This is a genomic window from Saxibacter everestensis, from assembly GCF_025787225.1.
In the GTDB taxonomy this organism is placed as follows: Bacteria; Actinomycetota; Actinomycetes; order Actinomycetales; family Brevibacteriaceae; genus Saxibacter; species Saxibacter everestensis.
In genome coordinates, this window is the sequence record NZ_CP090958.1 from 3,114,133 (window position 1) to 3,140,091 (window position 25,959).

The 25,959-nt window shown below is 64.1% G+C and carries 20 protein-coding genes and 1 riboswitch; of the genes, 8 read left to right on the forward strand and 12 right to left on the reverse strand.

The genetic code is table 11. The annotated features are described in order from the left end of the window. The first annotated feature begins 108 nt into the window (after positions 1-108). The gene (locus tag LWF01_RS14725) at positions 109-2,469 is read left to right on the forward strand and encodes a transglycosylase domain-containing protein (protein ID WP_349638115.1); all 2,361 of its coding nucleotides are present in this window, start codon (positions 109-111) and stop codon (positions 2,467-2,469) included. A gap of 102 nt (positions 2,470-2,571) precedes the next feature. Then, entirely contained in the window at positions 2,572-3,540 is a 969-nt protein-coding gene (gene bla, locus LWF01_RS14730) for a class A beta-lactamase (protein ID WP_349638116.1), read from the forward strand. Here the strand turns inward: bla and LWF01_RS14735 are convergent. The 5 genes from LWF01_RS14735 to LWF01_RS14755 form a co-directional block, all read right to left on the reverse strand. Then, entirely contained in the window at positions 3,537-4,190 is a 654-nt protein-coding gene (locus tag LWF01_RS14735) for a nucleoside/nucleotide kinase family protein (RefSeq protein WP_349638117.1), read from the reverse strand. The genes bla and LWF01_RS14735 overlap by 4 nt on opposite strands. Next, on the reverse strand, positions 4,187-5,098 hold the full coding sequence (locus tag LWF01_RS14740) for a PfkB family carbohydrate kinase (protein ID WP_349638118.1): 912 nt from the start codon (positions 5,096-5,098) through the stop codon (positions 4,187-4,189). The genes LWF01_RS14735 and LWF01_RS14740 overlap by 4 nt, the downstream gene beginning before the upstream one ends. Further along, positions 5,088-5,873: an ATP-binding cassette domain-containing protein gene (locus tag LWF01_RS14745; RefSeq protein WP_349638119.1), complete on the reverse strand. Its 786-nt coding sequence runs from the start codon at positions 5,871-5,873 to the stop codon at positions 5,088-5,090. The genes LWF01_RS14740 and LWF01_RS14745 overlap by 11 nt, the downstream gene beginning before the upstream one ends. After that, positions 5,870-6,859, reverse strand: a complete 990-nt coding sequence (locus LWF01_RS14750) for an ABC transporter permease (RefSeq protein WP_349638120.1) — start codon at positions 6,857-6,859, stop codon at positions 5,870-5,872. Before LWF01_RS14750 ends, LWF01_RS14745 begins: the two co-directional genes overlap by 4 nt. A gap of 77 nt (positions 6,860-6,936) precedes the next feature. Next, positions 6,937-7,974 carry a substrate-binding domain-containing protein gene (locus tag LWF01_RS14755; RefSeq protein ID WP_349638121.1) on the reverse strand — a complete coding sequence of 346 codons (1,038 nt, stop codon included), beginning with the start codon at positions 7,972-7,974 and terminating at the stop codon, positions 6,937-6,939. Between the two features lie 135 nt (positions 7,975-8,109). Between LWF01_RS14755 and LWF01_RS14760 the strand changes: the two genes are divergently transcribed. After that, positions 8,110-9,117, forward strand: coding sequence for a LacI family DNA-binding transcriptional regulator (locus LWF01_RS14760; protein ID WP_349638122.1), 1,008 nt, complete (start codon positions 8,110-8,112; stop codon positions 9,115-9,117). A gap of 12 nt (positions 9,118-9,129) precedes the next feature. Next, positions 9,130-10,155, forward strand: a complete 1,026-nt coding sequence (gene fbaA, locus LWF01_RS14765) for a class II fructose-bisphosphate aldolase (protein ID WP_349638123.1) — start codon at positions 9,130-9,132, stop codon at positions 10,153-10,155. A 28-nt stretch (positions 10,156-10,183) separates the two neighbouring features. On the opposite strand, the gene LWF01_RS14770 is transcribed toward fbaA, so the two are convergent. Further along, positions 10,184-11,047, reverse strand: coding sequence for a fumarylacetoacetate hydrolase family protein (locus tag LWF01_RS14770; RefSeq protein WP_349638124.1), 864 nt, complete (start codon positions 11,045-11,047; stop codon positions 10,184-10,186). A gap of 13 nt (positions 11,048-11,060) precedes the next feature. Beyond that, positions 11,061-12,380, reverse strand: coding sequence for an enolase C-terminal domain-like protein (locus LWF01_RS14775; protein ID WP_349638125.1), 1,320 nt, complete (start codon positions 12,378-12,380; stop codon positions 11,061-11,063). A 417-nt stretch (positions 12,381-12,797) separates the two neighbouring features. On the opposite strand from LWF01_RS14775, the gene LWF01_RS14780 reads away from it, so the two are divergent. From LWF01_RS14780 to LWF01_RS14790, 3 genes are all read left to right on the forward strand, one after another. Continuing rightward, entirely contained in the window at positions 12,798-14,603 is a 1,806-nt protein-coding gene (locus LWF01_RS14780; protein WP_349638126.1) for an L-lactate permease, read from the forward strand. Positions 14,604-14,702: 99 nt separating this feature from the next. Beyond that, positions 14,703-15,545, forward strand: coding sequence for a fumarylacetoacetate hydrolase family protein (locus LWF01_RS14785; RefSeq protein ID WP_349638127.1), 843 nt, complete (start codon positions 14,703-14,705; stop codon positions 15,543-15,545). A 37-nt stretch (positions 15,546-15,582) separates the two neighbouring features. After that, positions 15,583-16,338, forward strand: a complete 756-nt coding sequence (locus tag LWF01_RS14790) for an SDR family NAD(P)-dependent oxidoreductase (RefSeq protein ID WP_349638128.1) — start codon at positions 15,583-15,585, stop codon at positions 16,336-16,338. 117 nt (positions 16,339-16,455) lie between these two features. On the opposite strand, the gene LWF01_RS14795 is transcribed toward LWF01_RS14790, so the two are convergent. From LWF01_RS14795 to gcvP, 5 genes are all read right to left on the reverse strand, one after another. Next, complete coding sequence (locus LWF01_RS14795; RefSeq protein WP_349638129.1) at positions 16,456-17,499, reverse strand: type IV toxin-antitoxin system AbiEi family antitoxin domain-containing protein; 1,044 nt, start codon at positions 17,497-17,499, stop codon at positions 16,456-16,458. Between the two features lie 275 nt (positions 17,500-17,774). Beyond that, a complete protein-coding gene (locus LWF01_RS14800) occupies positions 17,775-19,379 on the reverse strand; it encodes an L-serine ammonia-lyase (protein WP_349638130.1) in 1,605 nt (534 codons plus the stop codon). Between the two features lie 90 nt (positions 19,380-19,469). Further along, a complete protein-coding gene (gcvH, locus tag LWF01_RS14805; protein WP_349638131.1) occupies positions 19,470-19,862 on the reverse strand; it encodes a glycine cleavage system protein GcvH in 393 nt (130 codons plus the stop codon). A gap of 103 nt (positions 19,863-19,965) precedes the next feature. Next, entirely contained in the window at positions 19,966-21,081 is a 1,116-nt protein-coding gene (gene gcvT, locus LWF01_RS14810) for a glycine cleavage system aminomethyltransferase GcvT (RefSeq protein ID WP_349638132.1), read from the reverse strand. After that, the gene (gene gcvP, locus LWF01_RS14815) at positions 21,082-24,015 is read right to left on the reverse strand and encodes an aminomethyl-transferring glycine dehydrogenase (protein WP_349638133.1); all 2,934 of its coding nucleotides are present in this window, start codon (positions 24,013-24,015) and stop codon (positions 21,082-21,084) included. A gap of 163 nt (positions 24,016-24,178) precedes the next feature. Further along, a riboswitch (glycine riboswitch) is annotated at positions 24,179-24,280 on the reverse strand. Between the two features lie 269 nt (positions 24,281-24,549). On the opposite strand from gcvP, the gene gdhA reads away from it, so the two are divergent. Further along, a complete protein-coding gene (gene gdhA / locus LWF01_RS14820) occupies positions 24,550-25,887 on the forward strand; it encodes an NADP-specific glutamate dehydrogenase (protein WP_349638134.1) in 1,338 nt (445 codons plus the stop codon). The last annotated feature ends 72 nt before the right edge of the window (positions 25,888-25,959 follow it).

Here is a 25,959-nt window from a genome sequence, read left to right on the forward strand (position 1 = left end):
TATGGACAAATATCTCCTTCAGTCTTGGACATACATCCGGTTGACTTGCTTGACTTTCGGTCAGGAGAAGCCGGAATCGACCTGATTCGGCCAAGGAGCGGAGGACTAATGGCAGCGCCACAGAACGCGAAACAGGGCTTTGCCGCCTTGTTAGCCTTTATCGCCGTAAGCACGATCACGGGCGTGGTCGGCGCCGGCCTGGCGCTGCCGGCCGTCGGCGCGGTGTCTGCCGGCGCGGATGCCGCCATCGGCATCTTTGAATCGCTGCCTGCATCCCTGGAAGAGGGCCCGCTGGCACAGCAGACGACGATGCTGGCAGCTGACGGTTCGACAATCGCTAAGTTCTACTGGGAGAACCGGATCGAGAAACCGCTGGAAGACATGCCGGCCGACCTGCAGGACGCGACCGTGGCGGTCGAGGACTACCGGTTCTTCGACCACGGCGGCGTCGACATCAACGGCATTGCCCGGGCAGCGGTTCATAACGTGCTTTCCCCGTCGACTCAGGGCGCGTCGACCCTGACCCAGCAGTACGTGAAGAACGTGCTGATCGAGGCTTCGCATCAAAGCGGCGATGACGAGGGAATCGCCGAGGCGACAGAGTCGGACGGCAGCTCCGGCATCGCCCGGAAAATGCGCGAGGCGAAGCTTGCGATCGCGGTCGAGAAGAAGTACGACAAAAGCGAGATCCTTGAGCGGTACCTGAATATCAACAACTACGGTGGCAGCCCGCGTCAGTACGGCGTCGAAGCGGCCTCCCAGCATTACTGGGGCATTCCGGCCAAGGACCTGAACCTTCAGCAGTCCGCCTTGTTGGCGGGCATAGTGCAGAACCCATCCGCGTTCAATCCGGAGTCGGAGCCCGAGAAGGCGTTGCAGCGACGCAACGTGGTGCTGAGCCTGATGTTGAAGCACGGCAAAATCTCGCAGAAGGACTTCGATGAGGCGAGGAAGACCGAGCTCGACCTGGACGTCCACAAAGTCCCGAATGGGTGCCAGGCGGCAGGAGTCAGCGCCTTCTTCTGCGATTACGTGCAACGCACGATCGAGACTGACAGCACCTTTGGGAAGACCCTCGAGGATCGGAAGAACTTCCTGACCCGCGGAGGTTTGCGGATCAAGACGACCCTGCATCCGGATATGCAGAAGGCTGCGGCAAAGGCAGTAAGCAAACGGATTCCGAACAAGGACGCCTCCGGCGCCGGACATACCATCGTCACGGTCGAGCCCGGTACCGGCAGGGTCCTCGCGATGGCGCAGAACCGGAAGTACTCGACGTCCGAGAAGGCCGGGCGAGGCGAGACGAACGTCAATTACAACGTCGATAAACAATTCAACGGCGGCACCGGGTTTCAGCCTGGCTCTACCTGGAAGCCGTTCGTACTGGCAGCCTGGCTGAAATCCGGCCGGCAGCTCAACGACACAGTTAACGGCGGAGCGGCAAAGTATTACGGCTTCCGGACGACGAGCTGCGATGGTCGTGACTATGCGGCGAACGGGTACGGACCGAGGAACGCCGGAGACAGCGGCGGAGCCAACGGCAACATGTCGGTCCTGAATGCCACGAAGAACTCGGTGAACAAGGCTTACGCCGACATGGCTTCGGAGCTGGACATGTGCAAGATCCGCGACACGGCGATGGATCTCGGGGTGCATCTGGGCACCGGGAAGCCTCTGGACGACGCCTCGGGTCCGGGTGACACCGAGCAGGTGTTGTACCCGGCGTCGATTCTCGGTTCGCTGTCAATTTCGCCGCTCACGATGGCCGCGGCATACACGACCTTCGCCACGGGAGGCATTCACTGCAACCCGGTTCCGATTGATTCGATCCTCGATCGAGACGGCAACCAGGTCGATGTTCCCGACGCGGACTGCAAGCGGGTGATGAAGAAGGAGGTGGCGGACGGTGTCGCCTATGCCTTGACGCAGACGTTCAATGGCGGAACCACGAATGGATTGCAGATTGGGGTTCCAGCCGGGGCGAAGACCGGCACGACCAATTTCGAGGTCGGCGCCACCTGGTTGGTCGGCATCACCAAGACCCTCTCGACGGCCGTATGGACCGGAGACCCGCAAGGAACCCACGACTGGCGGGTAAACAGCAGAGGGAGCATGCCACCGATTGTCTTCGGCGCAACGATCTCCGGTAAGACCTGGTCGTCGTACATGAAGACCGCGGTCAAACACACCAAGGGAAATACTGCCTTCGCGCGGCCGGCCGCGTCGATTCTGGGCTCGCAGTCGACTCGGAGTAAGAGCACGACCGGGGAAGACTCGGGCGAGAAGACTGAATCGGATCAGAAGGCTGGCTCGGATCAGAAGGCTGGCTCGGACGAAAAGCAGGAGAAGCGCGAGAAGCGCGAGAAGCAATCCGGTCAGCAGCCTGACCAGAAATCCGAGCAGCAGCCCGGCAGGGAACCCGGTAAAAAAACCGACCAGGGCGGGATCAAGGGCAAAGACACCCAGTAACGACACTCCGAGGCCGGAACGAACCAGATTGGAACCAACGAGACTGGAACGAACGACGCCGGAGCAAACAAGCTGATTCAGCACAAGGACACAGGGAGAAATATGAAGAGACGCAATATCCGCCGCGGTGCCTTCCTTCTGGCGCAGGCCGTCGTGCTGGCATCGGCACTCGGCTGCTCTGGGCCCGAGGCCGGCAGCAATTCGCCGGATGCCGGGAACACGGCAGCGCCGCCAACAGCCGAAAGCAGCCAGACTGCGGCGCCTCCCGTCGAACTACAGGCGGATCAGGAATTCGAGAAGCTTGAACAAACCTTCGACGCCGACCTGGGCGTCTACGCGGTGGATACTGGCACCGGAAACTCCCTGGCCTATAACGCCGACGACCGTTTCGCTTATGCGTCCACCTTCAAAGCCTTCCTGTGCGCCGCCATCCTCAAGCAGAAGTCCGACGAACAGCTTGAGGATGTTGTCAGCTACTCGGCCGACGACATCATCAGCCATTCTCCGGTCACCAGCAAGCACATAGATTCAGGCATGAGTGTGAAAGACCTGGCAGCTGCCACCATGAAGTACAGCGACAACACGGCTGCGAATCTGCTCCTCGAGGAAATAGGCGGACCACGGGGGCTGCAAAGCTTCCTCGCCGACAACGGCGATGACGTGACTCACGTCGACCGGAACGAGCCGGGATTGAATGAGGCGGTTCCCGGCGATATCCGGGATACCAGCACGCCACGAATGTGGGCGAAGATGCTGAAGACGTTCGCCCTGGATGACGGCCTCCCTGCAGACCGGCGCGATATCTTCACCAGCTGGCTGCGCGACAACACCACGGGAACCGATCTGATCCGGGCAGGGGTACCTGCCGACTGGTCCGTCGGCGACAAGACCGGCGATGGCGCCTACGGCACGAGAAACGACATCGCCGTGCTCTGGCCGCCGGATGACGAGCCGATCGTGCTCGCCGTCCTTTCCAAACGAGACACCCAGGGTGCCCAGCACGACGACGCCCTGATCGCGGCGGCCGCCGAAACCGCGGTCAAAACGTTTGCCGACAGCACCAAGGACTAGATCAGTTCGATGACGGCGTCGGCGTTGTGCGCGGTGGCCGCGATCAGCAGGGCGTTCTGCTCGTCGCTGCCAAGCGCCCACGTCCGGGCCTCGTCCGGCGACTTTCCGTAAGACTCGTGCCGTCGGATCAGCCGGTCGTGCCGCACATCCTCACCCGGCGCAAGGAACCACACCTCGTCGACGCAGCGCCGGGCGCGCGGCCAGGCTCCGTGATCGAGCAGCAGGTAGTTGCCCTCCGTCACGATCAGCGGAACATCGGCTGCAACGGCAATACTCGAGCCGATCGGCTCTTCGAGGTCGCGGCGGAACTCCGGTGCATAGATCACCGCATCCGACGTCTGGCTGTGGATGCGTTCCAACAGGTTTGCGTAACCGTCGTCATCGAAGGTGTCGTGGGCGCCCTTGCGCTCACGCCGACCGAGGTCGGCGAGAACCCGATTGGCCAAATGGAAACCGTCCATCGGCACCAGCACTGCCAGCTCCGGTCCGAGCTCATCGACAAGCTGTTCGGCGACTGTCGACTTTCCGGCGCCGGGCGCTCCGGTGAGGCCGAGGATGTGACGCTGCCCGGGGACGGCGAGCGTCCTGGCGCGCTGCACCAGCTGCTCGAACGTCCGCGTTTCTGTGGCCAACCCCGGAACCGCGGTCATGAACTACTCCGTTTCAGATCAAGCTCAGCCAGGTGGCCGAGCCATTCGCGCGGTCCGGTGAACTGACAGCGCAAGGCTGCCACCCGGGCCGCTGCGGCGAGGGCGTCGGAAAATTCCATCGCCGGATCGGCATGGAAGAACGCGAACGCCCCGTGAAAACTATCGCCGGCGCCGAGGGTATCCACCGCCCGGACTTCCGGCACATCCACTATTCCAGCCTGGTTCTGTTGCCGCCAACTGATCGGCGCGGCGCCATTGGTCACGGCGATCGCCGGCACATCCAGCGCCGCCAGCTCTGCCGCGGTCTGGGCCGACGAGGTTGTGCCGGGCACCCGAAAATCGGCGGAACAGATAGCAATGTCGGTCAATGGCAGCAACTCCGACATCACCGGCTTCCACCGGCCGGCGTCCAGGATCACCGGAACGCCGCACTTGCGCGCCTCGCTGGCCGCGGCCAGGGCGAGTTCCGGGTGATGGCCATCGACCAATACAGCGGCGGCGCCGGCGATAGACCGGAGGGCCTGAGCCGGGACCGGCACGGCCTGGCCGGCTGCGTCGACTGAGACGATCGTCCGCTCGCCACTCGCCTCGGTCACCGCAATTGCCGAGACCGGAAGCTGGAAACGCCCGGAACCAACAACGTCGATCAGCTCGACACCGTGCGTCTCAAGGTCTTCCCGGAGCACCGACGCGGCCGCGGAAGCACCGACCGCGCTGATCAGCTGCGCCTGGCCGCCAAGGGCCGCGAAAGTCACCGCGGCGTTCGTCGCCGGCCCTCCGGCAGCGACATCCTGGCGAAGCGCCGTCACCTTTTGGTTGGCCGCGGGCGGCGCGTCCACCCAATGCAACACATCGAGGGTGGCTAGGCCGACGAACACCGCCCGTGGCGCGGGCTGCTCAGGAGCCACCCGAGCGCTCCTCATCGCTCGGCTCGGTCGCACCCGTCATCAGGGCGACCACTTCGGCCATCGAGCGCTCATCGGGCCGGACCACCGCGGCGCGCTGACCGAGCCGATGGATGTGGATCCGGTCGGCAACTTCGAAGACGTGCGGCATATCGTGGCTTATCAGCACGACAGGAAGGCCCTTGTCCCGCAGCTGCCGGATCAGGTCGATCACCATCCCGGATTCCCTGACCCCGAGGGCCGCGGTCGGCTCATCCATGATGATGACCTGCCGGCCGAAGGCGGAGGTTCGCACCACGGCGACGCCCTGCCGCTGCCCACCGGAAAGAGTCTCGACCGGTTGGGTAACTGAGCCGACACCGATCTTCAGGTCGGCCAGGTGCCCCGCGGACTGCTCCCGCATCCGCTTCTTGTCGAGCTGCCGGAAAACTGAGCCGAGAATCCCCTTCTTCCTGATCTCGCGGCCAAGGAAGACGTTGCTCGCGATATCGAGGGCGGGAATGACGGCAAGATCCTGGTACACGGTTTCTATCCCGTGTTCCCTGGCGTCTCCTGTGCTCCGGAAATGCACCGGCTTACCGTTCATCAAGATCTGCCCGGAGTCGGGGACCACAGCGCCGGCGAGCGCTTTGATCAGGCTCGATTTCCCGGCGCCATTGTCGCCGATAACGGCAAGTACCTCGCCGGCCCGGAGCTCGAAGTCCGCGCCATTGATCGCGGTGACGCTACCGTATCGCTTGACCAGTCCGCGTGCTTCCAGCACTGGCGCCTGCTTCATGACGACCTCCTTCGGGCAATCTGATCGATTGCGACCGCCACGATGACCAGGATGCCGGTCGCGACGTTCTGGTAAAGATTGTCAACGCCTGCCTGGGTCAGTCCATTGCGCAGCACACCGACGATCAGGGTTCCGATCAAGGTGCCGATCACGCTGCCCCGGCCGCCGAAGAGGCTGGTGCCGCCGATAACGACTGCCGTGATCGTCTCAAGGTTCGCGTTCTGGTAGGCATTCGGGTCTGCGTTCGGGATCCGGCCAAGGGCGGCCCACGCTGCCACCGCGGCAATCAGGCCGGTGAGCAGGTAGACAGTGAACAGTGTGCGGTTCGTCTTGATGCCGACCAGTCTGGCCGCAATCGGATTCCCGCCAACAGCGTAGATGTGTTTCCCGCCGGCGGTTTGCGACAAGGCGTACCAGACGATCGCGTAGACAATCAGCATGGCCACGACGCCGTAGGTGGTGGAAAATCCGCCGATCCGGAACGAAGTTCCGAGGAACGTCAGCGGACCCTGCGGCACCTGATATGTTTTCGAGCCGGCAAGTAGCTGGGTGGCGGCGTAGATCGCGGTGAACGCCCCGAGCGTGACGATGAACGGCGGTAACCGAAGCAAGGTCACCAGGCCGCCGTTGATCGCACCCGCCAACAGGCAGATGGCGAACGTAGCGATAATCGCCACCAGCGGTCCGTTGGCGCCGGCGGTCTTCGCCATCACGATGGTGCCGAGGATTGCGACGCTGCCGATCGACAGGTCGATTCCCGCGGTCAGGATGATCAGCGTCTGTCCGACGGCGAGGATGCCGATCACAACCGATTGCTGCAGGATCAGCGACATGTTTTGCGGATTGAGGAACGAATCCGAGATCGAACTGAAAATGATGACGGCGACGATAAGTGCCGCGAGCGGGCCAAGCAGCGGCTGCCTGATCACGTTACTCAGGCTGAGGCGCGGCTGCGCGGCGCCCTTTGCCATGGTGGGACTTGTCATTGTTTACTCCTCCATGCGTTTGCCACGGGGCAGCCCGCTCAAGCGTTCTGCCCCGCGCAATCGCCGGCTAGCAGTGGTTAGCCCCAGCAGTTTTCCGCGCCCCAGCTGGTGTCTTTGGACTCGACCCCGTCGGCTGGCTTATCGGTGATCAGCTGCGATCCGGTGTCGTTGAATCCCGAGGGCTTCTCACCGTCCTTCGCGAACTTGACTACCGCATCGACACCCTGCTCGGCCATCTTTCCCGGGAACTGCATCACGGTGGCACCGATAACGCCCTTCTTCACGTTTTCAACGCCTGTGCAGCTTCCATCGATGGAGGCGATGGTGACCTGGTCTTCCTTACCTGCGGCCTTGATCGCTTCGTAGGCTCCGGCCGCGGCTGGCTCGTTGATGGTGTACAGCGAATTGACATCGCCGGCCCTCTGCAACAGGTTCTCCATCGCGGTCTGCGCCTTGGTCTGGTCGCCGTTGGTGTTTTCCTGGCCGACGATGGCCGGATCGCCTTCCTTCAGGCCCATGCCCTCGAGGAAGCCGTCATGACGGAACGTGTCAACTGTGCCGCCGGGCGTTCCATCCAGCATGATCGTCTTAGGTTCCTTGTCTCCCAGCGTGGCCTTGACCCACTTGCCCTGGAACACGCCCGCCTGCTTGTTGTCGGTGGCGAACGTTGCGTCGACCGCATCTTCCGGCTCGGTCGCCGTGTCGAGCGCTATCACCACGACGCCGGCATCACGGGCCTGCTTGATGGCATTGAGAATTCCTGATGACGAGTTCGGCGTGATCAGGATTCCCTTGACACCCTGGCTGACCAGGTTCTCTATTGCGGCAACTTGACCCTCGTTGTCGCCGTCGAACTTGCCTGCCAGGGCGACAACCTCAGCGCCGCTCTTTTCGGCCTGCGCCTGGGCGGCTTCACGAATATTGACAAAGAACGGGTTGGAATCGGTCTTGGTGACCAAGCCGATCTTGACCGCATCGCCTGAACCGGAAGAAGAATCGCCACCGGAACAGCCGGCCGATGCCAGGAGCAATGCTCCCGCGGCCATCGCGGTTCCGACGCGTACCCATCCACGGGATGGCGCTCGACGTGCATCTGTGCGACGTAGAAAAGACATCTGGACTCCCTCGACCATCAATCATTACCTGGCTTCGTTGCCGGTGTTATGACAATAAGGCCAGACAAGCGCTTGCGCAAGCGCTTGTATGACTTATGGTTGAGCTAATCGCAATCGCGTTCAACGAGGAGTGCAATGGCAACGATGGCCGACGTGGCCCGCCTCGCCGAGGTTTCCGGGTCTACGGTGTCGCACGTGCTTAACGGCACACGGAAGGTTGACCCGGAAACCCGGCAACGGGTACTTGAGGCGATCGAGAACACCGGCTACCGGCACAACACCCTTGCCCGCGCGCTGGCAACGTCGCGGACGCACACAATCGGCTTGTCCATCTCGGTGTTGACCAACCCGTATTTCGCCGGCCTGGTCAACGCGATCGAATCCCGGGCCAGCACAGCCGGCTACACACTGGTACTCGGCGACTCGCACGATGACCCGGAAATCGAAGAACGCGTGGTCAGCTCGCTACTGGATCGCCGAGTGGACGGCATCATCGTCGCGCCGTCCGCCCTGGCCGAAGACCACTGCATTCCGCATATCGTCCGGTCGGGAACTCCTCTGGTCCTGATTGACCGGCACGCCGAAGTGGACTGCGATCAGATCGCGCCGGAAAATTCAGCACCGGTCGAGCGGCTGACCGAACACCTGCTGGACCTCGGACACACCCGGATCGCGGCCATCACCGGCCTGGACGGACTGCAGTCTTCGATCGAGCGCGAGCAGGGCTTCAGGTCTGCCTTCGCCTCCCGCGGCATCTCGCTGCCATCGGAGCTGGTCGCCAGCGGCGGTTCAAAGGCCGGCGCCGCCCACGACGCTCTGTTGAAACTGTTCGGCAATGACCCCCAGCCCACAGCAGTCGCTGTGCTGAACAACTCGATGACCATCGGCGCGATGCGGGCGCTGCGGGAACTCGGCCTGCGAGTTCCCGATGACGTCGCGCTGGTTTGTTATGACGACTTCGAGTGGGCTGACCTGTTCGAGCCCAGGCTCACGGCGATCGCCCAGAACGTCGAGGAAATGGGTGCCCGGGCCGTCGATCTGCTGATCGACAGGATGAAAGGCGGGGACGGCCCAACCCAGAGACTTCGCACCGACCCCGTCTATCAGCATCGCAGCTCCTGCGGATGCCACGCCCAACCCTGAACCGGAGGCCCCATGCCAATCGCCAGCCCTGACGCCTATGTCGCGATGCTCGACCGGGCGCGAGACGAAGGATTCGCCTACCCGGCAATCAACGTCACGTCATCTCAGACCCTCAACGCCGCGCTGCAGGGGTTCGCCGAAGCCGAGAGCGACGGCATCATCCAGGTTTCGCTCGGCACGGCGCTTTACCTTTCCGGCAACCGCGTGCAGAACAGGGTCGCGGGTTCGCTGGCCCTGGCTGCATACGCCCACGAGGTGGCCAGCCACTATCCGGTCAACGTGGCGCTTCATACCGACCACTGTGCGAAGGAGTACCTGGACGACTGGGTTCGCCCGCTGATTGCGCACTCGGCCGATCGGGTCCGGCGTGGCCAGCTGCCGCTCTACCAGTCGCATATGTGGGACGGTTCCGCAGTTCCGCTCGCCGAAAATCTTGCCATAGCCGAAGAACTGCTGGAACGGTCCGTTGCGGCGAGGACCCTGCTGGAAATCGAGGTCGGAGTGGTCGGCGGCGAGGAGGACGGCATCGTCGGCGCCATCGACGAGAAGCTGTATTCCACAGTTGAGGACGCAAGGGCCACTGTCGCAGCCCTCGGGGCAGGCGAGCGCGGCCGCTATCTCACCGCCCTGACGTTCGGAAACGTGCACGGCGTCTACAAACCGGGCGGCGTGCACCTGCGTCCGGAAACCCTTGGCGAGATCCAGTCGGTAATTGGCGGGGAAGTGGGCGCCGATAAGCCGTTCGACCTCGTGTTCCACGGCGGCTCGGGCTCAAGCGCGGACGAGATCGCGGCTGCGGTGTCTCACGGGGTGGTCAAAATGAATATCGACACTGATACCCAGTACGCCTTCACCCGGTCGCTGGCCGGACACATGTTCAGTCACTACGACGACGTGCTGAAGATCGACGGTGAGGTCGGCAACAAGAAGGCCTACGATCCGCGCTCCTATGGCAAGACGGCGGAATCGGCGATGGCGGCGCGGGTCGTCGAGGCCGCCCAGATGCTTGGTTCCGCCGGTCGGTCGGTGCGCGGCTGACTCTTCCGCGAAGCGGCCATTTTTGCTGCTATCCCCCGCCGAATGCGTCCTTTCCAACCGCAACTTCGTTCCGGAGCCGGCCAACGCCGGGAATTTCGATCTCGATGACGTCCCCGGCCCGTAGCCGGAAGTCGAGGTCCGGCACGATCCCGGTCCCGGTGGACAACACCGCACCGCCTGGAAAGTGATCTGCCCGGAACAGCAGCTCGGTCAGTTCGTCAAGCCCGCGCTTGATCTGACCAGTGTGTGACTCGCCGAAGAATACCCGCGCGCCATCACGCTCGACCCAGCAGCTGACCGACAGCGCCTCGGGTGCGCCGACCTCCCAGGCCGGCGCGATGCCGGGACTCAGCGCGCAGGCGCCGGCATAGATTTTCGCCTGCGGCAGGTAGATCGGGTTCTCGCCCTCGATGCTGCGCGAGGACATGTCGTTGCACACCAGGTATCCGACTCGTTCCCCCGCGGCATTGAGCACCAGGGCAAGTTCCGATTCCGGCACACTGTTCACGGAGTCCGCGCGGATGCCGACAGGGTCGCCGTCGGTGACGACCCGCCAGGCAACCGATTTGAAGAATATCTCGGCCCGCTCGGCATCGTAGACCAGGTCATACACGCTGGCCTGGTCACTCTCCTCGACCCGGGCATCTTTCGATCGAAGGTAGGTGACCCCGGCCGCCCACACCTCGGTGTTGCCGTCCAAGGGTGCCAGCAGGTCGACATCGTGAACAGGGCGCTCCTCGGTCGTCGGTGCGGCATCGACCTGCGAACGGATGTCACTCAGTGGCAACGCCAGCAGAGCGGACATCGAATCGTGCGGGAGCCGCCGAACTGTCTCCCCCTCAAGGATTCCGATCGAGATCCGGCCCTGGTATCGATACCGAACAATGTGCATGGATAAGTTCCTCCTAGTAGTCGATCAGGCCGCGCGCCCGCAGGTCTTGCCAGCCAGGCCCGGCCGGGTAGGCCCACGTTTCGACCGACTCGTCGCGCATTTCCGCGCCGTTCCCGGGCGCGAGCTGGGCTTGGTAGCGACCACCGGTCACGCGCGCCGGTGCGTGGAAATGCTCGTGCAGGTGGTCGACGAACTCGATCACCCGGCCGTCCTGGCTGCAGGAAACCGCGGCGTAGTCGAAGAATGCGAAGTGTTGCACCAGCTCGCACAATCCGACGCCCCCGGCGTGCGGGCACACTGGGACGCCAAATTTGGCGGCAAGCAGAAGAATCGCGATGTTCTCGCCTGGCCCGGCCACCCTCGTCGCATCGATCTGCAACACGTCGATCGCCTCGGCCTGGAGCAGCTGCTTGAAGATGATCCGGTTCTGGACGGCCTCTCCGGTGGCGACCCTGATCGGCGCAATCTCGCGCCGAATGCGGGCGTGCCCGAGCACGTCGTCGGGACTGGTCGGCTCTTCGACCCAGTGGACGTCGTACGGCTGCAGCTCCCTCATCCACGGCGCTGCCTCGTGCACCTCCCAGTTCTGGTTGGCATCGACGGCGATCGCAACGTCCGGCCCGACCGCTTCCCGGGCCAGCCGTAGCCGGCGAACATCGTCGTCAAGGCTCCCTGCGATCTTGAGCTTGATCAGCGAGTAACCCTCCGAGACCGCCTCCCGCGCCAGTCGCACCATCTTCTCGTCGCTGTACCCCAGCCAGCCCGGAGACGTCGTGTACGCGGGATAGCCGTTGGCCTTCAGCTCGGCGATCCGTTCCTCCTTGCCGCCCTCGCCACGGCGCAGGATGTCGAAGGCCTCCCGTTCCGTCAACGCATCGCGCAGGTGTGAGAAGTCGACGACCGCGACCAGCTCTTCCGGCGTCATCCGGGCCAGCAACTCCCACAACGGCAGCCCGGCCCGCTTCGCCTTGATATCCCACAGCGCGTTCAGCACCGCGCCGGCGGCCATATGAGTTGCGCCCTTTTCCGGGCCGATCCAGCGGAATTGCGAGTCGTGAACGAGCCGCCGGGAGACATCGCCCAGATTTTCCAGCATGGCCTCCAGATCGCTGTCCGGCAGCAGATCGACGGCGGACCGCAGCGCCGCCGCGACGACCTCATTGCCGCGACCACCGGTGAAGACCAGGCCGAATCCGTCCGGCCCATCGCTGGTGGCGAGCTGAATGTACGCGGCGGAATAGTTTGGGTCGACATTGACGGCATCGGAACCGTCGAGTTCGATCGAGGTGGGGAACCTGATGTCGGTGACTCTCGCAGCTGTGATTCGAGACATCGATCCTTCTCCAATTCTCACCGAGGTCGCTGAGCAGGTCAGTCGCGCGGCGACGGTGCCTGCGCCGGCGCAGTCCGACCCTTCCGGGTACGGACCGACGTTGAGGCGTCGGCCGGACGCGGAACCTATAGGCTATATCCTGCAATACGCGCACCGAATGTCAAGCGCGACCGCCCGGCAGCTGTGCTCGACCCCAGCTCGACAGGCTCGCATCTCTGCCTTGAGCGCCTCACTTCGCGCGCGGATCCACCCTGTCCCTGGCGTCTGGTTCCACCCCGTCCTTCGCGCCCGGATCCACCCCGTGGCACCGATCGCGAATGAAGCGCTTGCGCCCGAATCGATATGGAACTATATTCCGTTACGCGGAACTAATGAGGACCGCGACCGGTATCCCCGAACACGATGGAGTGTCGCACCATGTTCGAACAGCTCTTGGCACCGACCGGAAGCCTGTGGTGGTCCAGCTTCCTGGCCATAATCCCGCTCGCGGTCCTGCTGTTTCTGCTCGCCGGTCTGCGCTGGAAGGCACAGTGGGCCTCGCTTGCGACGCTCGCGGTCGGCCTGATCCTGGCCGTCACGGTGTGGAAGATGCCTGCCACTCAGGCATTCAACGCAAGCCTTGACGGGATGGCGCAGGCAGTCCTGGCGATCCTTTGGCTTACTTTCAACGCGATCTGGATCCACAACATGTCGGTGGCCTCCGGCCACTTCGAGGTGCTGAGGAAGACATTTGCCCAGCTCTCCAGCGACCTCCGGATCGCGACAATCATCATTGCCTTTGCCTTCGGCGCTCTGCTCGAGGCACTCGCCGGCGGCGGTGCGCCAGTCGCTATCTGCGCCGTCATGCTGATCTCCCTCGGCCTGCATCCGATCAAGGCAGTTGTTGCCGCCCTGGTTGCCGACACGGCGCCAGTCGCGTTCGGCGGGATGGGGAATCCGATCACGATTCTTGGCCGGACCGTCCAGCTCTCCGATGGCTCCACTATTGATCCAGAGATCTTTGCCGCGATGGCCGGCCGGCAGACCTCGATCCTCTCGGTGTTGGTGCCGTTCGCCCTGCTCCTGATCATCGACGGCAAGAAAGGCGTCAGAGAGGTCTGGCCCGCCGCACTCGTCGGCGGCGTATCCTTCGGCATCGCGCAGTACCTGCTGTCAAACCACTTCTCGTACCAGCTCACCGATATCTTCTCGGCGCTCGTCGCGACACTCGCCATCGTGATACTCGGTCGGTTCTGGCAGCCGAAGAACACGGTCTCTTTCGTCGGCAAGGTGCCCGGACCCGTGATCAACGGTGGCGGGGCCGGCTCCGTTGATCACGGCCCAACAGCATCAGCCGATCGCAACCACACGGCATCCGGCGGAATAGACGGGGAGTCGGGTGGGCCCGGTTCACCAAATCAACCCAGTGTGCGCGGCGACTCCCAGCTGACCGCGACCACCCTGAAGACGTCGCCGTCGGATCCGCCGGTGCTCGCGGTCACGCCGACGGAGCGCTGGCGGGCATATTCGCCGTACATCATCATTATCGGACTGTTTTCGCTCGCCCAGGTGCCAGCGATCAAGGAGTTTCTTGCAACCCTTAGCGTGACCTTCGCCTGGCCGGGGCTCAACGTCGTGAACGCGGCCGGCAACCCGGTGAACACCGACTACGTGTTCAACTACGGCAGCGCGACCGGAACCCTGCTGTTCCTCGCCGGCCTGGTGACGATGGCGGTGCTGAAGATTTCGCCGCAGCAGGCCCTGTTGGTCTATCGGGGCGTGCTGAAGCAATTCGGCTGGGCAATTTTCACGATTCTGTGCGTCTTCGCCCTGTCGTACCTGATGAACTACTCCGGCATGATTGTCACTCTTGGCACGTCCCTGGCCCAAACCGGACCGTTCTTCGCCTTCCTCGCCCCTATCGTGGGCTGGGCCGGCGTCTTCATCACCGGCACGGATGCCGGGGCGAACGCCATGTTCGGGCAGCTACAGGCCACCGCCGCAGAGCAGATCGGCACCTCACCCGTGCTGCTCGGCGCCGCCAACACAACGGGAGGCGTGATGGGCAAGATGATCTCACCACAAAACCTCGCCGTCGGCGCCGCCGCCATCAATATGGTCGGAAAAGAAGGCGAGATATTGCGCCACACGATCAAATGGAGTCTGCTCTTCCTGCTGCTCACCTGCGTGCTCGTCTACCTTCAGTCCACGCCAATCCTCGGTTGGATGGTCGTGGCTCACTAGGATCGCACGATAAGCGCCGTTGGCTTTGGCGGCGCTCGGCTGTGGCCGTTCGGCGGCCGTGGCTCCGACATGCATTCCCGCAACAAGGAAGAGGTACCCATGAAGCTGGTCCGAATTGGTGCGCGCGGCGCCGAGAAGCCGGCGGTTCTGCACCGGAACCGCTATTACTCGCTGGACACCATCGCCAATGACATCGACGCCGCGTTCTGGGAGACCGGCGGCTCTGGAAAGGTCGCCGCCGCGCTCGAGGCGGGTTCGCTCAGCGAAATCTCCCTAGACGGTTTTCGGCTCGGCGCACCAATCGCCCGGCCGTCATCCGTCGTGTGCATCGGCATGAACTATGCCGCGCACGCGGCTGAATCCGGCTCGGCGCCGCCAGAGGTTCCGATCATCTTCCACAAGGCGGCGAACACGGTGCAGGGACCGAACGACCCGGTCGCCATCCCACGTGGTTCCACCAAGACCGACTGGGAAGTCGAACTCGGCGTCGTCATCGGCAAGCGTGCGTCCTACCTCGAGTCGCCTGAACAGTCCCGCGAGCACATCGGCGGCCTGGTGGTTGCCAATGACCTCTCCGAACGGGATTTTCAGCTCGCGGTATCCGGTGGTCAATGGTCGAAGGGTAAGAGCTGCGCTGGGTTCTGCCCCACCGGTCCATGGCTGGTCACGCCCGACGAGGTCGACTACAACAACCTGCGCCTGCGCAGCTGGGTGAATGGCGAACCTCGCCAGGATTCAACCACGGCGGATCTGATCTTCGACGTGGACTACGTGATCTGGAACCTCAGCCAGTACCTCGTGCTCGAGCCGGGCGACCTGATCTGCACCGGAACACCTGAGGGAGTCGCGCTCTCCGGCCGGTTCCCGTATCTGAAGGCCGGCGATGTGGTCGAGATCGAAATCGAGGGCCTCGGCCGGCAACGCCAGGAATTCACTGCTTGAGGCACTAAGCCAGGCACCCGACACAAGGACTTACATTATGAAACTGGAATTCGACGGTCTCAAGGCGATCGTGACCGGCGGCGCCTCGGGCATCGGCGCCGCCGCTGCGGACCTGCTCGACAGCCGGGGAGCCGACGTTGCGATTCTCGACCTGGCGCCCGAGAACGCCGGACCGAACGTGACTGCGCTGCGGGCCGACGTGTCGAACGACGACTCGGTGCGCCAAGCCGTCGACGGTGCCGCCCTCAAGCTTGGCGGTATCGACATAGTCGTGAACAACGCGGGAATCGGCGCGCAGGGCACCATCGAAACCAACGATGACGACGAATGGCACCGGGTGTGGGACATCAACGTCCTCGGCATGGTCCGGGTCAGTCGGGCGGCACTGCCCTACCTGCGGAAATCGTCGAATGCGGCAATCGTCAACACCTGCTCGATCGCGGCAACGGCCGGGCTGCCGGAGCGCGCGCTCTACGCGGCAAGCAAGGGGGCGGTGCTGTCGCTGACCCTGTCGATGGCCGCCGATCACCTGCGCGAGGGCATTCGGGTGAACTGCGTGAACCCGGGCACAGCGGACACGCCGTGGATCGGCCGTCTGCTGTCGAAGGCCGACGACCCGGCCGCCGAACGTGCGGCGCTTGACGCACGCCAACCGCATGGCCGGCTGGTGCGGCCCGAGGAGGTGGCCGCCGGCATCGCCTACCTCGCCAGCCCGCTGTCGGGGTCGACCTCCGGCACCAGCCTCGCCATCGACGGCGGAATGCAGGGCCTTCGTCTTCGTCCGGCGACCTAGGCTCTACTCTGCGTTTCGCCAGTCGTTTGTCTTCGAGTCGTGGGTTAAGGCAGGCGAGACGTGGGTTCGTCATCGAGTCGTGGGTTAAATGCCACGACTCGAAGACAAACCCACGAGTCACTGCGCAACGCGGGAGTCACGGCCGGCAATTCCCCGTCCACGAGCGCGCGTGTGAGCTGCCATGATCCGTCGGCCCACCGCGTCTCGATCACCAAGGTCCTGCCAGCTCAGTCGCAAGACCTCCCATCCCGCTTCGGTCAGCGCATTCTCCCGTTGACGTTCCCTGCGCAACGCCTCAACCGCGCTTCCGGAATATGGGTCGGCAAGTTTCACGAGTCCGTCTACTTCCACCAGCACGCCAAGACTCCGGAAGGCGAAGTCCGGATAGCAGACGCCCATTCGGGTGCTGATCTTCATCTGGAGGGTCGGCGCGGGGAGTTTCAGCGATATGAATGCTGCGCGGGCCCGGGACTCTGCCGCTGAACCCGACAGGGGATTCGCGGCTGCTATCGCTTTGCGCGCTGTCACTCGCCCCCGGAGACGACGCTCCTCGAGCCTCGTCAATAGGTGCAGGCGGATCTCTTCGATCCGATCGGTCGGCAGCTCCCGATCCCTGCCCAGCCTCTCACCGGCCTTTCCAAGCAGCAGCCGCAGCGCGGCATCACCCACCATCAATGCCTGAGTGAACGATGATGCAGCGGCGCAGTCAACAGCCGTACGGGCAATCGACGTCACTGGCACTCCCGACTCCGTGGCGACCTCGCCATCCAACGCGGAAGTATGCACGATCAGTTCCGAAACATGTTTACGAGAGTTGGTCCCCGAGCGGGTCAGATGCGTCGATCGCGGGAGACTAAGTAGCGGAAGGCCCCAAAGCAATGCCGCTGAACCGTGACTCAGCGCTCCGCCGCCGCCAGCATCGGCCTCACGCCGCCCGGTGCCGACTGCCTGCAGCCACTTTCTGCGCCCAGGCGTGGCCTCGTTCCATACGTCCGGGAGCACGTAGACTCCGCGCCCGATTCGGTACAGCTGGCCGCGGCGCACGTAACCGGCAAGCACAGATCGGCTGCCGAGCAGATCTGCGGCATCCTGGCTGGTCAGGATGCCGTGCTGCGACCCGGCTGTGTCGACGACTTCCGGCAGTAGAGAGGACGGATCCATCCACCGATGATTCCCGAGTGGACGGAGTTGCGGTCCCAGTCGGCAATTATGTGCATAACTGCGCTGCGGCACATTTCTGTGGACACTGCAGCGGCCCCGCCAACTGGGTAAGGCAGACGAACCGTGGGTAAGGCAGGCGAACCGTGGGTTTGTCCTCGAAACGTCAGTTACTACCCACGATTCAGTGCCAAACGCACGACTCGCCATCCCCTCGGCGGCTCAGCAACTCCTGGGCGGCTCGCCATCCCCTCGGCGGCTCAGCAACCCTGGGCGGCTCAGCATTCGACGACGTTGACCGCCAGTCCGCCCATCGCCGTCTCCTTGTACTTGGAGCTCATGTCGGCACCGGTCTGCCGCATCGTCTCGATCACCTCGTCGAGCGACACCCGGTGATCGCCATCGCCCCAGAGCGCCATCTTCGCGGCGTTGATCGCCTTACCCGAGGCGATGGCATTTCGCTCGATGCACGGCACCTGCACCAGGCCGCCGATCGGGTCGCAGGTGAGTCCCAGATTGTGTTCCATCGCGATCTCGGCGGCATTCTCCACCTGGGCCGGGGTACCGCCAAGCACCTCGGCCAGCCCGGCAGCAGCCATGGATGACGCCGAACCAACCTCACCCTGGCAGCCGACCTCGGCACCCGAGATGGATGCCTTCTCCTTGTAGAGCACCCCGATCGCCCCGGCGGTCAGCAGGAATGTCACCGCGGCGTCGTCTTCGCTCGTCCTGCCGCCTGCCCTGACCTCAGGAATGTAGCGCGTCGTGAAGTAGAGCACGGCCGGGATGATGCCGGCCGCCCCATTTGTCGGCGCCGTCACAACCCGACCTCCGGAGGCGTTCTCTTCATTGACCGCGAGCGCAATCAGATTGACCCAGTCCTGGTAAAACTCCGGATCACGGTTGGGATCCTTTGCCTTGAGCTTTTCGTACCAGCGGTGCGCGCGGCGTCGGACCTTCAAGCCGCCAGGCAACATGCCTTCACGATCGAGGCTGTGCCGGGCGCTTTGCTTCATCACCGTGAAGATCTTCAGCAGGCCCGCCCGCACCTCCGCTTCGCTACGGCTGGCGCATTCATTGGCGAGCATGATCTCGCTGATGCTCAGGCCGGTATTGGCGCACAGCTTGAGAAGTTCGTCGGCGCTGCGGAACCGATAGGGTAGCTCGACCTCGTCATCGGAGACGGCATCCGCGAAGGACTGTTCCTCGTCCTCGACCGCCGGAGGCGCTCCGGCGTCTGTCGCTTCGCCGTCCGCCACGGAATCGCCGCCCGAGCCGGAACCAGCATCTGCCCCGGAACCAGCGCCGGCCCCGGAACCAGCGCCGGCCCCGGAACCAGCGCCGGCCCCGGAACCAGCGCCCGTCGATGCTGCCAGCCGGGCGTCCGTCTTACCCTGCGCCCATTCTCCGGCCGAATCGTCGCGGACGATGAATCCGCCGCCGACCGAGAAGTAGGTGGCTTTCAGCAGGGACTCGCCGGCCGAGTCGCGCACCTCAATAGTGATGCCGTTGGTGTGCCTGGGCAGCACCGTGAGCGGGTGCAGCACAATATCGTCGACGCCGAATTCAAGGGTCGGTCCGGAGGCAAAGCTGAGCTGCCCGGATTCCCGGATTGCGGCCAGTCGCTGATCCACCACCTCGGGTTCGATCTCGTCCGGCCGGTAGCCTTCGAGTCCGAGCAGCACCGCGGTCATCGTGCCGTGCCCCGCGCCGGTAGCCGCCAGCGAGCCGTACAGGTCGACGTGAACCGACCCGACCCGCGCCGAGTCTCCGGCGTTGGCTACTTCCGCGGCGAATTCGGCGGCGGCACGCATCGGTCCCACCGTGTGCGAACTCGATGGCCCGATGCCAATCGAAAACAGATCAAAGACGCCGACCGCCATTGTCCAGCTCCTCTACCACTATTGCTTGCGCGCTTGGAAGCGCACATGTCCCGGAAGCTGCCAGTTGGAAGTCCGGGTTTGGTGCGAGAATCAGCCGAGCTTGTTCAATTCGCCGTACTCCGCGGCCGACATGAGTTCACCCTCGGCGCTGACCTTGACGGTGAACAGCCACCCGTCGCCGTATGGATCCGAGTTGACCTTTGCCGGATCGTCCACCGCAACGGCGTTGACGTCAACCACCTCGCCGCTCACTGGGGAGTACACATCGGAGACGGACTTGGTCGACTCGACCTCGCCGCATACATCACCGGCGGTGACGGTCGTTCCGGGCTGCGGCGGTTCGACGAAGACGATCTCGCCGAGCGCATCGGTGGCCACAGCGGTGATGCCGACCCGGGCGATGCCGTCACTGAGTTGCTCAACCCATTCGTGTTCCTTGGAGTAGGTGAAGTTTTCCGGAAGGGGAGGCAGTTCCTTGGACATGTTGTTCCTTTGCTCGCAGGTGTTATCAGGTTACGTTTCGCGCGGCCCAACCGACAGGCCTGAACGAAGGGCCAATCCGACAGACTAGGTTCCGCGCGGCCGCCTACTTCTCCCGCCGATAAAACGGAGGCTTCACGACGATGAACGGCTCGCGCTTGCCGCGCAGGTCCACGGTGAGCTCGGTGCCCTCAGCGGCTTTGGAACGTTCCACGTATGCCAGGGCGATCGGGTAGCCCAGCGTGGGTGACGGCGCGCCCGAGGTGACCTCGCCGACGGCGACATCCGCGCCGTCAACGTGCACGCCATAGCCGGCGCGGGCCGCGCGCCGCCCCGTGCCCCGCAGTCCCACCAGCACGTGCTCCGGCTCGACATCCTTCGCGGGTTCCAACGCCGCCCGTCCGACGAAGTCGCCGTCCTTGGCGTAGCTGACGATCTTCCCCATCCCGGCTTCGGCCGGGGTGATGTCGACGTTGAGCTCGTGGCCGTACAACGGCATTCCGGCTTCAAGCCGGAGCGAATCCCGGCAGGCGAGTCCCGCGGGCTTCAGTCCGTCGTCGGCGCCGGTCTCAAGCAGCTGGGTCCAGAGCGCGACAGCGTCCGAGTTGCTGATCATCAGCTCGAAACCGTCTTCACCCGTGTAGCCGGTGCGGGCCAGCAGCACATCGATGCCGGCAACTCGCAGCTCGATCGCGGCGTAGTACCTCAGTTCGCGTACCGCGTCGGCCTGGTCGCCGGCCACCAGGCGGAGCAGGATCGCCTCGGCCTTCGGCCCCTGCAACGCAATCAGCGAGGTGGACAGCGATTGGTCATCGACGACGGCGTCGAAGTTCGCGGCACGCTGCTGGAACGCCGCGGCGACCGTTGGGGCATTCGACGCATTGGGCACGACCAGGAACCTGTCCTCGGCCAGCCGATAGGTGATCAGGTCGTCGAGAATGCCGCCGTCCTCGTTGCAGATCAGCGAGTACTTGGCCTTGCCGACCTTGATCGCCGAGAGCTTGCCGACCAGCGCGTAGTCCAGAAGTTCGGCTGCCTCGGGCCCGGTGACCCAGACCTCTCCCATATGGGACAGGTCGAAGAGCCCGGCAGCGTTCCGCACGGCATGGTGCTCGCCGAGTTCGCTGGAGTACTTCAGCGGCATCTGCCAGCCGCCGAAGTCGGTGAAGGACGCGCCAAGCTTTTCATGTTCGGCATAGAGCGCCGTGTGCTGCAGGGTCATTCAGTTCTCCTCGAATGATTCGATTGGCGGGCACGAGCACACCAGGTTGCGGTCGCCGTGTGCTCCGTCGATTCGGCGCACAGGCGGGAAGTACTTGGTGACCCGGAGTCCCGGCACCGGGAAAACGGCCTGTTCCCGGGAATACGGCTTGTCCCAGGAATCGTCAATGACGGCGGCAGCGGTATGCGGCGCGTTGCGAAGCGGGCTGCTGGCGAGGTCGAAGTCGCCGTTCGCGATCTGGTCGATCTCGGCACGGATGGCGACCATTGCCTCGATGAACCGGTCGAGCTCCTCGAGGTCTTCGGATTCGGTTGGCTCGACCATCAGCGTGCCTGCCACCGGAAATGCCAGCGTCGGCGCGTGGAATCCGTAATCGATCAGCCGCTTGGCGACATCCTCGGCGGTGACGCCAGTCTTCGCGGTCAGCGCACGCAGGTCGAGGATGCACTCGTGCGCGACCAGCCCGGCGTCCCCGGTGTACAGCACCGGAAACGAGTCGTTCAGCTTCGAAGCCAGGTAGTTGGCGGCCAGCAGGGCGTGTCCGGTGGCCGAGGTCAGGCCGCCGCCACCCATCATCGCGATGTACGCCCAGGAGATCGGCAGCACGCCGGCCGAGCCGAAGTTCGATGCCGAGATCGGCACGCCGGTGCTGCCAGGCTGGCTGGAATCAGGCGAGCTGTTCTCCGGGGAATTCGCGTTACCCGGCATGAATGGCTCGAGGTGTTTGCGCGCCGCGACCGGACCGACGCCGGGGCCGCCGCCACCGTGCGGAATGCAGAACGTCTTGTGCAGGTTCAGATGCGAAACATCGCCGCCGAACTCGCCCGGCTTGGCCAGGCCGACCAGCGCGTTCAGGTTTGCGCCATCGATGTACACCTGGCCGCCGGCCTTATGCACCTCCTCGCAGACCGCGCGAACATCCGCATCGTAGACCCCGTACGTAGACGGGTAGGTGATCATGATCGCGGCGATGGCGTCCGGGTGGTCGGCAATCTTCGCGGTCAGATCGGCATGGTCGATCCGTCCATCGCTCGCGGTAGCCACCACGACGACCTTCATCCCGGCCAGCACCGCGGACGCAGCGTTGGTGCCGTGCGCGGATGCCGGAATCAGGCAGATGTCGCGCTGTTCGTCGCCGCGCGAGCGGTGATACCCGCGGATGGCGAGCAGTCCGGCGAGCTCGCCCTGCGACCCCGCGTTGGGCTGGATCGACACCGTGTCGTAGCCGGTGATCGTGGTCAGTTGCGATTCCAGATCCTGGATCAGCTCGCGCCATCCGGCGGTCTGCTGCTCAGGCGCGAAGGGGTGGATGTTCGCGAACTCGGGCCAGCTGATCGCCTCCATCTCCGCGGCTGCGTTCAGCTTCATAGTGCAGGAGCCGAGCGGGATCATGGTGCGATCCAGCGCAAGGTCCCGGTCGGACAGCATCCGCAGGTAGCGCATCATCGATGTCTCGCTGCGGTGCTTATGGAAGATCGGATGGGCCATGAATCCGCTGGTGCGCAGCAGTTCGCCGGGCAGCGCTCGCTGCTCGTTCACGGTGAAACCCTCGCCGATATCGACCAGCCAGGCGCCGAACACCTGGAGCAGGTCCGCGACGATGTCGAGCGTTGTTCGCTCGTCGCAGCTGATCCCGATGCGATCGGCATCGACCAGGCGCAGGTTGATCCCTGCGGCGGCGGCATCGGCGACAAGCCGATCCGCGCGCCCCGGCACCCGGACCAGCACAGTGTCGAAGAAGCTGTCGTGTACCACCTCGATACCGGCGGCGCCGAGCATCCGGGCGATGGTCGCGGCGTAGGAGTGCACCCGCTCGGCGATCGCCTTGAGGCCGGCCGGTCCGTGGTACACCGCGTACATGCTGGCGACAACCGCCAGCAGCGCCTGGGCGGTACAGATATTGCTGGTCGCCTTTTCGCGCCGGATGTGCTGTTCCCGGGTCTGTAGCGCGAGTCGGTAGGCGGGAGCGCCGTCAACGTCCCTGGATACGCCGACCAGACGGCCGGGCAGCATCCGTTCCAGTCCATTGCGGACGGACATGAAGGCAGCATGCGGGCCGCCGAAGAACAAGGGCACGCCGAACCGTTGCGCGGAGCCGACGGCGATGTCCGCACCCTGCTCGCCGGGCGGGGTGATCAGGGTCAGCGACAGGATGTCGGCGGCAACTGTGACCAGCGCGCCGCGTTCCTTGGCCGCCGCGATCACGGCAGAGTAGTCGCGGACGACGCCGGAGGCACCCGGCTGCTGGACGATCACGCCGAACACGCCGTCACCGACCAGGGGCTGGCTGAGGTCGGCAACCTCGACGTCGATGTCCAGCGCCTCGGCGCGACCCTTCAGCAGGGCAATCGTCTGCGGAAAGCACTCGGCGTCGACGATGACGCGGTTGCCCTTCTTATTGGCCCGGCGCATCAGCAGCATCGCCTCGGCGACGGCCGTTGCCTCATCGAGCAGCGAGGCGTTCGCAATCGGCAGCGCAGTCAGATCCTCGACAACGGTCTGAAAGTTCAGCAGCGCTTCCAGGCGGCCCTGGGAAATTTCCGGCTGATACGGCGTGTAGGCGGTGTACCAGGCGGGTGATTCCAGCACATTGCGCCGAATCACTGGCGGCGTAATGGTGTCGTAGTAGCCTTGGCCGATCATCTGCACAGCGGTGGTGTTCTTGTTGGCGAAGCCTCGGAGCGCGGCCGCGGCCTCTTCCTCGCTCAGGGCAGCCGGCAGCTCGTCATCGAGATCGCCGGATTGCCGGATTTTCTGCGGCACCGCGGCGTCAACCAGCGCATCCAGGCTTCGATAGCCCAGGTGGTCGAGCATCAGGTGCGTCGGCTGCCAGCCCGGGCCGATGTGGCGCCGCCTGAAGTCGAAAGCGGTATCCGAACCGAACGTGACAACCTCAGGCTCGACGAACGTGTATGCGGGTACGGCATCAGACATAGAGGAACTCCAGAGTCGACGGCGACCGGCTGCCCGGCCGCAGATGGGTTCCTCCCCGCTCTGTATGGGACCTGAGAGATTCCGCAGCCGCTCCGCGTATTGGGAGTGACTGCTTGCACCGTCGGTGAGCCGCGATCATGCTGCGGCTGCTTTCCAGAGTTGCCTCGCCACGGCGGTACAGGGGCCTGAGAGATTCCCGGGGAGGGTTTGCTCCTACGGCGTCCCGCCAAATGCACGTCTGCGGGAACTCTCCCGCCATGGCTCAAACGGCTATTCAATTCTTGTGACCCAGACTACCGCCGCAGCGCTGAAATCGGGAAGTTCAGCCGCCCTCTTCCGACCGGCCTGGCCGATGCCCGTCCCACGGATTGGGCGATTCGGTGCCGGACCCGGCGGTTTTGGTAGACCGATAGGCAGACCGTCCCGCCGTGCAGGTCATGCGCGCAGATGTCGACAGGCGCCGTTACTGGCCGTCTGCGCATCAGTCACTGACGATGCAAGACACGTCACCGAAGACGCAAGAGGAGTACGCCCATGAGCGACAGGCTGGAAGCCATCTACAGCCAGGTGCTGAATCGTAACCCGGGGGAAGCCGTATTCCACCAGGCGGTCCGGGAAGTGTTCGACAGCCTCAAGCTGATCGTCGGGCGTCATCCTGAGTTCGAGGAAGCGTCGATCCTGGAACGGCTGTGCGAACCGGAACGGCAGATCATCTTCCGGGTTCCGTGGGTCGATGACCAGGGCGCGGTACAGATCAACCGCGGTTTCCGGGTCGAATTCAATTCGGCTCTGGGCCCTTACAAGGGCGGGTTGCGCTTCCATCCTTCGGTCAACCTCGGCATCGTCAAGTTCCTGGGCTTCGAACAGATCTTCAAGAACGCACTGACCGGGATGCCGATCGGTGGCGGCAAAGGCGGCTCGGACTTCGATCCGCGCGGCAGGAGTGACGGCGAGGTGATGCGCTTCTGCCAGTCGTTCATGACCGAGCTGTTCCGGCACATCGGCGAATACACCGACGTTCCGGCAGGTGACATCGGGGTCGGCACCCGGGAGATCGGTTACCTTTTCGGCCAATACAAGCGGATCACCAACCGCTATGAATCAGGCGTGCTGACCGGAAAGGGCATCGCCTGGGGCGGCTCGCTGGTGCGAACCGAAGCGACCGGCTTCGGCACAGTGTTGTTCGCGGAGGAAATGCTGAAGACCCGTGGCGACTCCCTCGACGGCAAGCGGGTCACGGTTTCCGGCTCCGGAAATGTGGCCACCTACGCGATCGCCAAGGCCCAGACGTTCGGCGCCCGGGTAATTGCCTGCTCTGATTCGTCCGGATACATCGTTGACGAGGCCGGAATCGACGTCGAACTGCTCAGTCAGGTCAAGCACGTGGAGCGTGCCCGGATCTCGGAGTACGCGCGGCGCCGGCAGAGCGCCGACTACGTCGAATACGGCAGCGTGTGGGATGTCGACACCCAGGTCGCTCTGCCGTGCGCGACCCAGAACGAGTTCGATGCGGATGCCGCGGAGCGGTTGGCGAAAAACGGTCTGATTGCGGTGGCGGAGGGCGCAAACATGCCGGCGACACCGAAAGCGGTCGAGCTCCTGCAGTCGGCAGGGGTGCTCTTCGGCCCCGGAAAGGCGGCCAATGCAGGCGGGGTGGCAACCTCGGCACTGGAGATGCAGCAGAACGCCAGCCGCGACGCCTGGGACTTCGGGCACACCGAGCAGCGCCTGACCGAGATTATGGTCGGCATCCACGAGCGGTGCGCGGCAACCGCCGAAGAGTACGGCGCGCCAGGCAACTACGTGCTGGGCGCCAACGTCAGCGGATTCGTATCGGTGGCCGAGGCAATGCTCGCGTTCGGCGTCGTCTAAGGCGCACCGGCCCCGGGCTCGGCGAAACGGTCCAGTTTCCGGGCCATACATGGCGAAACGGTCCAGTTTCCG

What these genes read in the sequence shown, in the direction of transcription:
- LWF01_RS14755 (WP_349638121.1), bottom strand. Translation starts at nt 7,974, where the DNA reads ATGTCTTTTCTACGTCGCACAGATGCACGTCGAGCGCCATCCCGTGGA.
- fbaA (WP_349638123.1), top strand. Translation starts at nt 9,130, where the DNA reads ATGCCAATCGCCAGCCCTGACGCCTATGTCGCGATGCTCGACCGGGCG.
- LWF01_RS14790 (WP_349638128.1), top strand. Translation starts at nt 15,583, where the DNA reads ATGAAACTGGAATTCGACGGTCTCAAGGCGATCGTGACCGGCGGCGCC.
- bla (WP_349638116.1), top strand. Translation starts at nt 2,572, where the DNA reads ATGAAGAGACGCAATATCCGCCGCGGTGCCTTCCTTCTGGCGCAGGCC.
- LWF01_RS14760 (WP_349638122.1), top strand. Translation starts at nt 8,110, where the DNA reads ATGGCAACGATGGCCGACGTGGCCCGCCTCGCCGAGGTTTCCGGGTCT.
- LWF01_RS14725 (WP_349638115.1), top strand. Translation starts at nt 109, where the DNA reads ATGGCAGCGCCACAGAACGCGAAACAGGGCTTTGCCGCCTTGTTAGCC.
- LWF01_RS14785 (WP_349638127.1), top strand. Translation starts at nt 14,703, where the DNA reads ATGAAGCTGGTCCGAATTGGTGCGCGCGGCGCCGAGAAGCCGGCGGTT.
- LWF01_RS14795 (WP_349638129.1), bottom strand. Translation starts at nt 17,499, where the DNA reads ATGGATCCGTCCTCTCTACTGCCGGAAGTCGTCGACACAGCCGGGTCG.
- gcvH (WP_349638131.1), bottom strand. Translation starts at nt 19,862, where the DNA reads ATGTCCAAGGAACTGCCTCCCCTTCCGGAAAACTTCACCTACTCCAAG.
- LWF01_RS14770 (WP_349638124.1), bottom strand. Translation starts at nt 11,047, where the DNA reads ATGCACATTGTTCGGTATCGATACCAGGGCCGGATCTCGATCGGAATC.
- LWF01_RS14800 (WP_349638130.1), bottom strand. Translation starts at nt 19,379, where the DNA reads ATGGCGGTCGGCGTCTTTGATCTGTTTTCGATTGGCATCGGGCCATCG.
- gcvT (WP_349638132.1), bottom strand. Translation starts at nt 21,081, where the DNA reads ATGACCCTGCAGCACACGGCGCTCTATGCCGAACATGAAAAGCTTGGC.
- LWF01_RS14780 (WP_349638126.1), top strand. Translation starts at nt 12,798, where the DNA reads ATGTTCGAACAGCTCTTGGCACCGACCGGAAGCCTGTGGTGGTCCAGC.
- gcvP (WP_349638133.1), bottom strand. Translation starts at nt 24,015, where the DNA reads ATGTCTGATGCCGTACCCGCATACACGTTCGTCGAGCCTGAGGTTGTC.
- LWF01_RS14750 (WP_349638120.1), bottom strand. Translation starts at nt 6,859, where the DNA reads ATGACAAGTCCCACCATGGCAAAGGGCGCCGCGCAGCCGCGCCTCAGC.
- LWF01_RS14775 (WP_349638125.1), bottom strand. Translation starts at nt 12,380, where the DNA reads ATGTCTCGAATCACAGCTGCGAGAGTCACCGACATCAGGTTCCCCACC.
- LWF01_RS14735 (WP_349638117.1), bottom strand. Translation starts at nt 4,190, where the DNA reads ATGACCGCGGTTCCGGGGTTGGCCACAGAAACGCGGACGTTCGAGCAG.
- gdhA (WP_349638134.1), top strand. Translation starts at nt 24,550, where the DNA reads ATGAGCGACAGGCTGGAAGCCATCTACAGCCAGGTGCTGAATCGTAAC.
- LWF01_RS14745 (WP_349638119.1), bottom strand. Translation starts at nt 5,873, where the DNA reads ATGAAGCAGGCGCCAGTGCTGGAAGCACGCGGACTGGTCAAGCGATAC.